This is a genomic window from Kribbella rubisoli (assembly GCF_004217145.1).
Taxonomy (GTDB): Bacteria; Actinomycetota; Actinomycetes; order Propionibacteriales; family Kribbellaceae; genus Kribbella; species Kribbella rubisoli.
Genome location: NZ_SHKR01000017.1, coordinates 23,904 through 34,622 on the forward strand (window position 1 = coordinate 23,904; position 10,719 = coordinate 34,622).

Annotated in this window: 12 protein-coding genes; 6 read left to right on the forward strand and 6 right to left on the reverse strand. The window is 68.1% G+C overall.

What is annotated here, in order from left to right:
• Positions 1-108: 108 nt before the first annotated feature.
• Complete coding sequence (locus tag EV645_RS35650) at positions 109-486, reverse strand: VOC family protein (RefSeq protein ID WP_130448574.1); 378 nt, start codon at positions 484-486, stop codon at positions 109-111.
• 61 nt (positions 487-547) lie between these two features.
• On the opposite strand from EV645_RS35650, the gene EV645_RS35655 reads away from it, so the two are divergent.
• From EV645_RS35655 to EV645_RS35670, 4 genes are read left to right on the forward strand one after another with little or no spacing between them, the layout of a single operon-like run.
• Positions 548-877 carry a YciI family protein gene (locus EV645_RS35655; protein ID WP_130448576.1) on the forward strand — a complete coding sequence of 110 codons (330 nt, stop codon included), beginning with the start codon at positions 548-550 and terminating at the stop codon, positions 875-877.
• Positions 874-2,058: an RNA polymerase sigma factor gene (locus EV645_RS35660; protein ID WP_130448578.1), complete on the forward strand. Its 1,185-nt coding sequence runs from the start codon at positions 874-876 to the stop codon at positions 2,056-2,058. Before EV645_RS35655 ends, EV645_RS35660 begins: the two co-directional genes overlap by 4 nt.
• A gap of 18 nt (positions 2,059-2,076) precedes the next feature.
• Positions 2,077-2,706, forward strand: a complete 630-nt coding sequence (locus EV645_RS35665) for a maleylpyruvate isomerase family mycothiol-dependent enzyme (RefSeq protein WP_130448580.1) — start codon at positions 2,077-2,079, stop codon at positions 2,704-2,706.
• A complete protein-coding gene (locus EV645_RS35670; RefSeq protein ID WP_130448582.1) occupies positions 2,703-3,089 on the forward strand; it encodes a VOC family protein in 387 nt (128 codons plus the stop codon). The genes EV645_RS35665 and EV645_RS35670 overlap by 4 nt, the downstream gene beginning before the upstream one ends.
• Here the strand turns inward: EV645_RS35670 and EV645_RS35675 are convergent.
• On the reverse strand, positions 3,079-4,590 hold the full coding sequence (locus EV645_RS35675; protein WP_130448584.1) for a serine hydrolase domain-containing protein: 1,512 nt from the start codon (positions 4,588-4,590) through the stop codon (positions 3,079-3,081). The two genes, EV645_RS35670 and EV645_RS35675, sit on opposite strands and share 11 nt — an antisense overlap.
• Before the next feature lie 99 nt (positions 4,591-4,689).
• On the opposite strand from EV645_RS35675, the gene EV645_RS35680 reads away from it, so the two are divergent.
• The gene (locus EV645_RS35680; RefSeq protein ID WP_157997237.1) at positions 4,690-5,226 is read left to right on the forward strand and encodes a helix-turn-helix domain-containing protein; all 537 of its coding nucleotides are present in this window, start codon (positions 4,690-4,692) and stop codon (positions 5,224-5,226) included.
• A 19-nt stretch (positions 5,227-5,245) separates the two neighbouring features.
• On the opposite strand, the gene EV645_RS35685 is transcribed toward EV645_RS35680, so the two are convergent.
• Positions 5,246-6,259: an aldo/keto reductase gene (locus EV645_RS35685; RefSeq protein ID WP_130448588.1), complete on the reverse strand. Its 1,014-nt coding sequence runs from the start codon at positions 6,257-6,259 to the stop codon at positions 5,246-5,248.
• Between the two features lie 90 nt (positions 6,260-6,349).
• Between EV645_RS35685 and EV645_RS35690 the strand changes: the two genes are divergently transcribed.
• Positions 6,350-7,240 carry an AraC family transcriptional regulator gene (locus EV645_RS35690; protein ID WP_130448590.1) on the forward strand — a complete coding sequence of 297 codons (891 nt, stop codon included), beginning with the start codon at positions 6,350-6,352 and terminating at the stop codon, positions 7,238-7,240.
• A gap of 119 nt (positions 7,241-7,359) precedes the next feature.
• On the opposite strand, the gene EV645_RS35695 is transcribed toward EV645_RS35690, so the two are convergent.
• The 3 genes from EV645_RS35695 to EV645_RS35705 are packed head-to-tail and all read right to left on the reverse strand — an operon-like array spanning position 7,360 to position 10,657.
• On the reverse strand, positions 7,360-8,682 hold the full coding sequence (locus tag EV645_RS35695; RefSeq protein WP_130448592.1) for an SAM-dependent methyltransferase: 1,323 nt from the start codon (positions 8,680-8,682) through the stop codon (positions 7,360-7,362).
• The gene (locus tag EV645_RS35700; RefSeq protein WP_242000869.1) at positions 8,679-9,413 is read right to left on the reverse strand and encodes a DUF1365 domain-containing protein; all 735 of its coding nucleotides are present in this window, start codon (positions 9,411-9,413) and stop codon (positions 8,679-8,681) included. The genes EV645_RS35695 and EV645_RS35700 overlap by 4 nt, the downstream gene beginning before the upstream one ends.
• Positions 9,410-10,657, reverse strand: coding sequence for an NAD(P)/FAD-dependent oxidoreductase (locus EV645_RS35705; RefSeq protein ID WP_130448594.1), 1,248 nt, complete (start codon positions 10,655-10,657; stop codon positions 9,410-9,412). The genes EV645_RS35700 and EV645_RS35705 overlap by 4 nt, the downstream gene beginning before the upstream one ends.
• Between the last annotated feature and the right edge of the window lie 62 nt (positions 10,658-10,719).

The following is a 10,719-nucleotide window of genomic DNA, read 5'->3' on the forward strand; positions in this document are numbered from 1 at the left end:
GAAGGCTCCCAGAGGTTGCGCCAAGGTTTCGGCAAGATTGCGCCAAGTTGCGCAAGCTTGTCAAGACCTTGGCCCTCCGGGAGCCGGCCGCGTGGTCTCAGCGTGGTGTCAGGCGGTCTGCCAGAGCCCCAGGACGTTGCCTTCCGGGTCCTTGAAGTACGCCGCGAAGCCCATGTCGCCGACCGGCAGCTTCTCGCCGACCCGCTCACCGCCGAGGCTCTCGATCGTCTTCCAGGCGGCGTCGATGTCCGGGACGTCGACGGTCAGGATCGGGCGGGTGAGCTCGCCGCTGCGCTGGTACATGCCGCCGTTGATGAAGCCGGGTTCGGACGGCATCGACTGCTCGTTCACCGGACCGGTCGACACCATCGTGTAGTTCATCTCGGGCATCTCCATCAGGTTCCACCCGAACGCCTCGCGGTAGAACGTCCGCGCTCGCTCGCCGTCGTCGTACGGCACCTCGAAGTGCACGATCCGTCCGGTCATCACACGCCCCTCCCGAGAGAAGTTCCCTTGCTGTCGACGCTAGACCTGCGACGATGGCTGGGTGAAGTACCTGCTGATGATCTGCGGTGACGCCTCCGCGACCGAGTACGCGAACGACGGATGCGGCGGGTGGTCCGAGGAGATGGAGGCCCGCGGCGTGGTGGCGGGCGGTGCGGGGCTGCGGCCGCCGCACGAGGCCACCACCGTGCGGGTACGCGACGACGAACTGCTGCTCACCGACGGGCCGTTCGCCGAGACGAAGGAGCAGATCGGCGGCTTCGTGCTGATCGACTGCGCAGACCTCGATGAGGCGATCGAGATCGCGTCGAAGCACCCTGCGGCCGGCTACGGCACGATCGAGATCCGCCCGGTGCTGGAGCCGCCGGTGTGACGTTGGAGGACATCTACCGGCAGGAGTGGGGCCAGGTGGTCGCCACTCTGATCCGTGTGACCGGCGACTGGGAGCTCGCCGAGGAGTGCGCGCAGGAGGCCTTCGCCGCTGCGCTCCAGCGGTGGCCGGTCGACGGCCTACCGGACCGGCCCGGTGCCTGGCTGACCACGACCGCACGCAACCGCGCGATCGACTGGCTGCGTCGTGAGGCGGTGGGTGCGGCCAAGATGCGTGAGGTTGTGGCTCTCGAGGACGACCAGGACCCGCCGTACGACGTGCCGGACGACCGGCTGCGCTTGATGTTCACCTGCTGCCATCCCGCACTGGCGATGGAGGCGCGGGTGGCATTGACGCTGCGCACGCTGGCCGGTCTGAGTACTGCGGAGATCGCGCGGGCCTTCCTGGTCCCGGAGACGACCATGTCGAAGCGTCTGACCCGGGCGAAGCAGATGATCCAGCACGCCGGCATCCCGTACCGCGTACCGCCCGCGCATCTCCTGCCGCAGCGGACACCCGCCGTACTCGCCGTCCTGTACCTGCTCTTCAACGAGGGGTACTCCGATGTCGTCCGAAGCAATCTGAGCGGTGAAGCGATCCGACTCGCCAGGCTGCTCGTCCAGCTCATGCCAGATCCAGAGCCCGTCGGACTGCTCGCTCTGATGCTTCTGCATGACGCTCGGCGCGACACGCGGCTGGCTGACGACGGCGCGCTCGTCACCCTCGATGACCAGGACCGCAGCAGCTGGGACCACAGCCAGATCAAGGAGGGCGTCGATCTGCTCGAGTCCGCGCTCGACCGTGGCGCTCCAGGCCCGTACCAGGTGCAGGCCGCCATAGCCGCCTGCCACGCGACCGCCCCCACCGCAGCCGACACGGACTGGCCACAGATCGCCGGTCTGTACGCCCAGCTCCCACAGACCCCGGTGGTCACGCTCAACCGCGCAGTAGCCATCGGCATGTCAGACAGCCCGGCGGTCGGACTCCACCTCGTCGAGGAGCTCTCCGAAGGCCCTCTGGCCGGTTACCACCTCCTGCCGGCCACCCGAGCCGACTTCCTCCGCCGGCTGGAACGCTGGCCCGACGCAAAGACGGCGTACCAAGAAGCCCTCGAACTTGCGACCACGGATGCGGAGCGGCTGTACCTGAAGAAAAGATTGCGCGAGGTGTCTGTGCGGTCCTGAGTCGTTCGTCGGTGGGGTATGACGGATATCAGAACTGCGGTCGCGGCCGAGCGCACCGAACTGGCGGAGGTGCTGGCCCGACTGTCGGAGGACGACTGGGACAAGCCCACGTTGTGCAAGGAGTGGCGGGTGCGGGAGCTGGTCGCGCACATCACCATGCCGTACCGGATCTCGATGCCACGATTCCTGGCCGGACTGATCCAGGCAGGCGGCAAGTTCGACCGGTACGCCGACCGGCAGGCCCGCGCGGACGCTGCTGGACTGTCCTCAGCCGAACTGGTCGAATGCCTCCGCCAGAACGTCAACCACCCGTGGAAGCCACCGGGCGGCGGCTATGTCGGCGCACTGTCCCACGACGTCATCCACGGCCTCGACGTGACCGTTGCACTAGGCATCGATCGCCAGATCCCGGCCGAGCGACTGCACTACATCCTCGACGACATGAACCCCCGGCAGGTCAAGTACTTCGGTGTCGACCTGACCGGCATCCAGCTGCAGGCCACCGACCTCGACTGGACCTACGGCACCGGCACACCGCTCACCGGCGCCGCCCAGCACCTCCTGCTGGTCCTGTGCGGCCGCACCCTCCCACCCAACCACCTGACCGGCCCCGACGCCGCCCGCTTCACCGCTGGAGTAGCCCGATGATCATCAGCCTCCCGATCGAGGACCGCCCCCGCTCCTACGCCTTCTACCAGGACGCCCTCGGCCTGGCCCCCGTAGGCGAACCCGACGCCGACGGCATCCCCGAGCCCTTGCAATTCGCACTGGCGGACGGCATCACCATGATGCTCATCCCCACCGAGGGCTTCGGTTGGGTACTAGGTGACCAGCCCGCCGCACCGCATGGCCAGAGCGAATGCATCCTCACGGTGACCGTCGACAGCGAGGCTGCTGTCGACGCGCAGACCGCCAAGGCGATCGCCGCCGGGGCGGTACAGGTGACTGCGCCCACACGTAAGCCGTGGGCGTACCTGGCTACCTTCACCGACCCCGACGGGCATCTGTGGATGGTTACTACTACCGACTGAGCAGGCGCAGGCTCGCCGCGCGGGCGGTGGTCGCGCGGGCTCCTGCTGCGTGGTGGCGGAACAGGCGTCCGCCGTACCGGAACCACTCCACTTGGCCGGTCGTGCCGCGGACGAAGTTGGCGCGGGTGTGGGTGGAGGTGCCGTCCGGGTTGAGGGACAGCACGTAGTCCTGGCGGTAGAAGGCGAGCCGGAGCAGCGCCTGCCCACCCGCACCGGCGACCAGTTGGCCTTTGTCGGCGGTCAGGTCGAGTGCCAGGTCCTCCGGCTTGCCGTCGAGGCCGATCTGCTGCGAGACGTACGTGCCTTCGTACTCCGCGAGCCGGCGCGACGGCAACTCACGCGGTACGGCGGCAAGGTTGTTGAGGCCGGCGAACTCCTGCAGAGCCCAGTCGTCCGCGAACAGCTCCGCCACCAGCAGCGGACCGCTCTCCGAGTTGGTCAGCAACGTGATCGCGAAATCCCGCTGCGGCACGAACAGGAAGCCGGAGTGCTGACCGGACCAGTCACCGCCGTGCTGCACCACCGTCGGACCCTGTGCAGTCGGACGCAGCATCCAGCTGACACCCACACCGTTCAGCTCGACGAACAGAGTGCCGCCCGGACCGGGGTGAGACTGCATCGCCAATCGACTGCGGTCGCTGAGTAGGTGCGGGAGACTGCGGTGCCCCAGGTGGTACCGCGCGTACCGGAGCTGGTCGCGGGCGCTAGAGATCAGCCCGCCGATCGACTGCAGGCCGCGCGGAAGCGCATCGAACGCAGGCTCCACGACCGCCTTGCCGTCGACGATGTTGTGCGACGCGGCGACGCTGAATCCGCCCAGCTCGCTCCGGAAGAAACGGCTGTGATCGAGCCCGAGCGGATCCACCACGAGCTCGCGCGCGGCGACCTCGTACGGCTTGCCGGTCACCACCTCGATGATCCGGCCGGCCACCCCGAGCGAGGCGTTGTTGTACGCGAACACCTTCCCGAGCGGGGTGAGCTGCGGGACCTTCGCCATCCCGGCGACGTACTTCGCGAGCGCGTCGTCGCCATCCCCGTAGTCCTCGAGGTAGTCGCCCTGCCAGCCGGCGGTGTGGTTCAGCAGTTGGCGCACGGTCACCCGCGCAGCGACCGAGGGGTCGGCCGTCCGGAAGTCGGGCAGGTACGCGCGCACCGGCCGGTCGAGGCTGACCCGCCCGCGTTCGACGAGCCGCATCATCACGGTCGCGGTGAACGTCTTGGTGGTCGAGCCGATCCGGAACACCGTGTCGCCGGACACCGGCTCGTTGGTGTCGACGCTGGTGACCCCGAAGCCGCGGACGTACTCGCGGCCGCGGTACCAGAGACCGAGACCGACACCGGGGATCGCGTACTTCGCCATCCCCGCCTCGATCTTGTCGGCCAGCCGCCCGATCGCGACCGGTTCACGCGTGGCGGTGGCTGCTGCGGGCAGAGAAGAGAGCGCGGCGACCGGCACGGCGGCAGCGGCGGACTTGAGCACGGTACGACGGGTGAGCGACACAGCACGTTCTCCTTGGGCGACGGGGAAATGCTTCCGTTCACGCTATTATTACCAAACTTGGGATTAATGGTGACCCGTGAAAACCCTGGAGCGACCCTGATGGACGAGCCGTCATCCACCCCGGTGTCGAACCTGCTCCTGCACCCGATCCGCTGGCGGATCGTCCAGCGCCTGCTCGGCCGCGAGCTGACCACGACCGACCTCAAGCGCGACCTGCCCGACGTCCCGAGTACGTCGCTGTACCGCCACGTCGCCGTACTGATCGATGCCGGTTTCCTGACCGTGGTCCGGGAGCGGAAGGTACGCGGTACGACGGAGCGCACGCTCAGCCTGGACCAGACCAAGGTCGGCCGGATCGACGAACGCGAGGCGCGGGCGATGACGCCGGAGCAGCACCGCCAGGCGTTCCTGATGATGCTCACGCGCCTGGCCGCGGACTTCGACCGCCTCGTCGACAGCGGCGACTTCTATCCGCGGCTGGCCCAGCTCGGCTACAGCCAACTGGCTGTGTACGTCGATCCCGCCGGCCTGGAGGCGATCCGCCAGAGCATCAATGCCGTCCTCGAGCCGCATCTGCAGGAGACACCCGGCAAGGACCGGGTGGTGCTGTCGTTCGTCGCGATGCCCGACGACTGATGACCCGGCGGATGGAGGCTCAGCGCCGGCGGAGCCGGGCGTCGGCGGTCGCGGGCGGGGCGGCGTTGTAGTTGTCGGCCGGGTCCAGTTCGGTGCCAGGGGCAACGATCTCGTCGATCCGGTCGAGGATGTCGGTGGAGAGCGTGGCGTCGGCGGCCGGGAGCAGCGTGTCGAGATGTTCCTGCGTCCGCGGACCGATCAGGACCGACGTGACCGCCGGGTGGGCTCGGACGAACGCGATGGCCAGCTGCGGAAGTGTCATCCCGGCCTCGGCGGCGAGTGGAGCGAGCTTCGCGACTGCTGCTGCCTTGGCCTGACCGGTCGGAGTGCCCGGGTCGAAGCTCGACGGCCGGGTTGATGCCCGATGCGACGACGCCTGGTTGGCCCGGCCTGACAGCCAGCCGCTGTTCAGTGGGCTGAAAGTCAGTACGCCGAGGTTGTGCCGCTGAGCCACCGGGAACACCGACGCCTCGGGCCGCCGGGTCAGGATCGAGTACATGGTCTGCTCGGTCAGGAACCGATGGGTGCCGCGGCGCTCGGCCGTCCACTGAGCCTCGACGATCGTCTCGGCCGGGAACATCGACGAACCGAAGGCCCGGATCTTGCCCGCCTGCACGAGGTCGGTCAGCGCGGACAGCGTCTCCGCGGGATCGGTGTCGTGGTCCGGCCGGTGCAGCTGGTACAGATCGAGGTGGTCGGTGCCGAGCCGGCGCAGGCTGTTCTCGACCGATCGGATGATCCAGCGCCGGGAGGCTCCGCGCTGATTCGGGTCCTCGCCCATCGGCAGGCCGAACTTGCTCGCCAGTACGACGTCGTCGCGCCGGCCGCGGATCGCCGTACCGACGATCTCCTCGGACTCGCCGGCGGAGTAGACGTCGGCGGTGTCGATCAGGTTGATCCCCGCGTCGAGGGCGCGGTGGATGATCCGGACCGAGTCCTCGTGGTCGGGGTTGCCCATCGCGCCGAACATCATCGCGCCGAGGGCCAGGTCGCTGACCGAGATACCGGTGCCGCCAAGGATTCTGCGATTCATGTTCTTCATCAGAGCACCGCGAGGACTCCGGGTGTGAGCCTCATCCTGGCGCCGACTTGCGCGATCCTGTCAAAGTGGTCCACTGGAGAGGTGGATCCGCTCGACGAACTCCGGACGTTGATCATTCGGCACGCGGCCGGTCAGCGCGGACACAGCGTGCACTTGATCGACGGCGTGCAGGTCAGCCGGCGCGACGAACCGACCGAGCTGACCGCGAGCATCGCCCAGCCGTCGGTCGCGATCGTTGCCTCAGGCGTCAAACTGACGATGCTCAACGGCGTCGCCTACGAGTACGGCGTCGGCCAGTTCCTCGTCACCTCGCTGGATCTCCCGGTCGTCGGCCAGGCGCTGAAGGCGAGCCCGGACGAACCGTTCACCGTGGTCAGCCTGCGACTCGATCCGGTCGAGATCGCTCCGCTGCTGCTCGAGACGCCGGCCCTGCCACCGCAGTACGGCGGTCTGGTGGTGAGCGACGCGACACCCGAGTTGCTGGATCCCGTCGTACGACTGCTGCGGATCGCCGACCGGCCGGACGACGTACGAGTGCTGGCGCCGGGGATCCGGCGGGAGATCCTGTGGCGCCTGCTGACCGGTGAACAAGGTGCTCTGGTCCGTCAGATCGGCCTGGCCGACGGCATGCTGGCCCACATCTCCGAGGCGATCCGCTGGATCCGCCGGCACCACAACGAACCGGTCCGCGTGGCCGACCTGGCCGAGCTGGCAGGCATGAGCGAGTCGACCTTCCACCGCCACTTCCGCGCCGCGACCTCGATGACCCCGATCCAGTTCCAGAAGCAGATCCGCCTCCAGGAAGCCAGGATCCTGCTCCGGACCCAGGCCACCACCGCGGCCGACGTCGCCTACCAGGTCGGGTACACCAGCCCGGCCCATTTCACCCGCGAGTACCACAAAGCCTTCGGCCGAACCCCCGGGGAAGATCGAACAAATTTCCTGTCTCCCGTGGTGGCAGAGGGTTCCTGACCTGACCACGTCGTCGGACATGTAGCCGAGGACGGCTTCGAGATCGTGCGGCGTGACCAGTGATCCCGCCACCGCGAACGTGCTGACCCACGCCGTCACCGACGCCATGCGCGTGGCTGTCATCTTCTGGCTCCAGTCCGGCCGGCACGGTTTCCTGGAAGAGGAATGCGCGAGGGCCCTGTCGCTCCTCCGTGAGGCGTTTCAACGCTGATGGTCAATTGGGCGACGTCGAGGTAGCCGGAGGCGAAGCCGGCCTCGCTGTAGGCCAGGTAGTACTCCCAGCTCCGCCGGAAGGTCTCGTCGAAGCCCTGTGCCCGGACCACCGGCCAGTTCGTGGCGAACTGGCGTCGCCAACGGCGGAGCGTCTCGGCGTAGTCCGCACCGAACCGGTAGTCGTCGTCGACCGTCAGCGACGTGTACTGCGCCAGCGCGTCGTCGATCGCGGTCCGGGACGGGATCAGCCCACCGGGGAAGATGTACTTCTGGATCCAGCTGTACGACTTCCTGGTGGCGCGCATCCGGTCGTGGTCCATCAGGATCGCTTGGATGGCGATCGATCCGCCCGGCGCCAGCAGCTCGTCGAGTGTGCGGAAGTAGTCCGGCCAGTACTCCTCGCCGACGGCTTCGATCATCTCGACGCTGACAATCGCGTCGTACGAGCCGGTCACCGTGCGGTAGTCCTGCAGCCGCAGATCTACCTGGTCGGCCAGTCCGGCGTCGTCGACCCGTCGCCGGGCCAGCTGGAGCTGCTCGGTCGACAAGGTGATGCCGGTGATGTGAGCGCCGCGGTGAGCCGCCGCGATCGCCAACGTGCCCCAGCCGATGCCAATCTCGAGCACCTGACTACCAGGGCCGACGCCGGCCTGATCGAGGATGCGCTCGACCTTGCGGGTCTGCGCCTCCTCGAGATCTTGACCGGACAGCGGTACGGCGGGATCGAACAGGGCGGAGCTGTACGACATCCCAGGGTCCAGGAACGCTGCGAACAAGGCATTGCTGAGGTCGTAGTGCGCACTGATGTTGTCGCGTGCACCGGTGATCGTGTTGCGCTGCCGGGCGGGGATGCGCTCGTCGATCACCAGACGGAAGCGCAGCAGCCACTGCGGCAGGAGCTGAGTGAGCTGGGCCGCGAACGGTGTGAGCAGCTCACCGAGATCCGTACCGTCGGCAGTTGCCCAGTCGCCTGCCATGTAGGCCTCGCCGAGACCGATCTTCGGGTTGTGCGCGAGCCGCTCGAACATCGAGCCCGGCCGGATGATCCGCAGTACCGGTGCGTCCGGGCCGCCGCCGCCCCGGACCGTGCCGTCCGGGTACACGGCGCGGACCGGAACCCGGTCGAGGATGCGGTCGACGATCAGCCGGGTAAGCCGGGCCCGGACGCACAGCGGACGCAGGGCCGGGTGCCGCAGACAGAGAGGCTGGGCGACGGTCAGAGTACTCATCGGAGTCCTTCCTGGGGCGTGTGTGCAGGTCGCCTGACCACCGGCAGCCGGCGCGCCCACAGCCATACACCGTGCAGCCGGATCAGTGCCGATACCCGCTGCGGCATCAGTGGCATTCGTACGGCGGCCCCGAGCACCGCCCTGCGGGTGGCCGGTCGCGGTACGCCGTCGAAGCTCGCGCCGAAGACCGTGTGATGACCGCGGGACAGACTGACCTGGACCCGCACCCGGCTGCGATCGAGCTCGAACCGGAGCCGGTAGTCACCGGACACGTCGTTGAACGGCGAGACGTAGAACTTCTTCGCGGTCTCGGCGTTGCCGTCCGCATCCGGCGTGAGTAGATACGCGTGCCGTTCGCCGTACGTGTTGTGCACTTCGGCGACGACGTACGGGCTGTCGATGCACCAGAACACGGTGATCGGGTCGAAGACGTGGCCGAGCACGCGGGCGTTGGACAGCATCACGATCCGGCCGTCGTACTCGATGCCTTGACCGGCAAGGTAGCGGCGTACTCCGGCCTTGATCGTCGGGCCGTCGCCGCCGAAGTGGTCGCGTACGTCGAACCCGCCGAGGGGCCGCAGGTACCAGGGCAGGCGCGGCAGGTCGTCGAGGTCGACGAGCCATTGGTAGACCCGGTGCCGGAACGCGTGCCGGATCGGGATCGAGCGGGCGTGCCGGACGAAGCCGGTGACGACCGCCGGGAGGGTGGGGAACTCACCGACGATCGTCACCAGCGCACCCCGAAGGACTCCGCCGCCGCGACCCCGGTGCGACAACCGTCCTCATGGAATCCCCAGCCGTGATACGCCCCCGCGAACGCGATCCGGCCGGTGTTCAGCGCCGCCAGCTTGCTCTGCGCGGCCACTGCCTTCGGGGTGTAGATCGGGTGCTCGTAGTCCATCCGCGCGATCACCTTCGCCGGATCGACGGCCGCGGCGCCGTTGAGCGTGACCAGGTACGTCTCGTCGGTCTCGAGGCCCTGCAACCGATTCATCCAGTACGTCGTCAGCGGCGCCTCGTCGCGTACGACGTAGTTCCAGCCGGCGCGCGCGTTCTTTGTTGCGGGAAGCAACGACGCGTCAGTGTGCAGAACAGTCTCGTTGCGGCTGTACTCGAACTGGCCGAGCACAGCCTTCTCCGCGGGCGTTGCATCCGTGAGCAGGTCGAGCGCCTGATCGGCATGCGTCGCCAGCACGACCCGGTCGAAGTCCATTGTGTTGCCATCAGCAACGTTCACCGTGACGCCGTCGGGATGGCGGTGAACCGCCTGCACCGGAACGCCCGCACGGACCACGTCCAGCCGGTCGGCGAGGGCATCGACGTACCGCCGGGAGCCGCCGGTGACGGTCAGCCACTGCGGCGAGCCGCTGACCGAGAGCATCCCGTGGTGGTCGAGGAACCGGAACAGGTAACGCGCCGGGTAGCTGAGGGCCGGGCCGCCGCCGCAGGACCACACGCAGGACACGACGGGGACGGCGTACAGGCGGATGAAGGCCGGGCTGAAACGCTCGGCCTCGAGGAATTCGCCGAAGGTCGCGAGGTCGTCGTCGGCGGTCCTCCGGACGTAGGCGGCGGCGCGGCGGTGGAAACGGCGTACCTCGGTCAGCAGGCGGAGGAAACGCGGGTCCGCCAGGCGGCGGCTCTGGGCGAAGACTCCAGTCAGACCGCGACCGCCGGCGAACTCCAGGCCGCTGGCGGGGTCGCTGATGCTCATGCTCATCCCGGTCGGTTGTGTCCGTACGTCGAGCTCCGCGAACAGCCGGCGGAGCAGGGGATAGGTACGGGCGTTGTGCACGATGAAGCCGGTGTCGATCGCGAGCGGGTGCCCGGCCGGGTCGGTGATGTCGTGCGTGTGAGCATGCCCGCCCAGCCGCGGTTCGGCCTCGAACAGCGTCACGTCGTACCAGGGGGTCAGTAGATACGCAGCGGTCAGCCCGGACACTCCGGCACCGACCACCGCCACGGTCTCTCGCATTCTCAGCACCTCGCGCTTGTCTAACGTCTGTCTAGAGATTAGGCAGATAGCCTTGACATAGT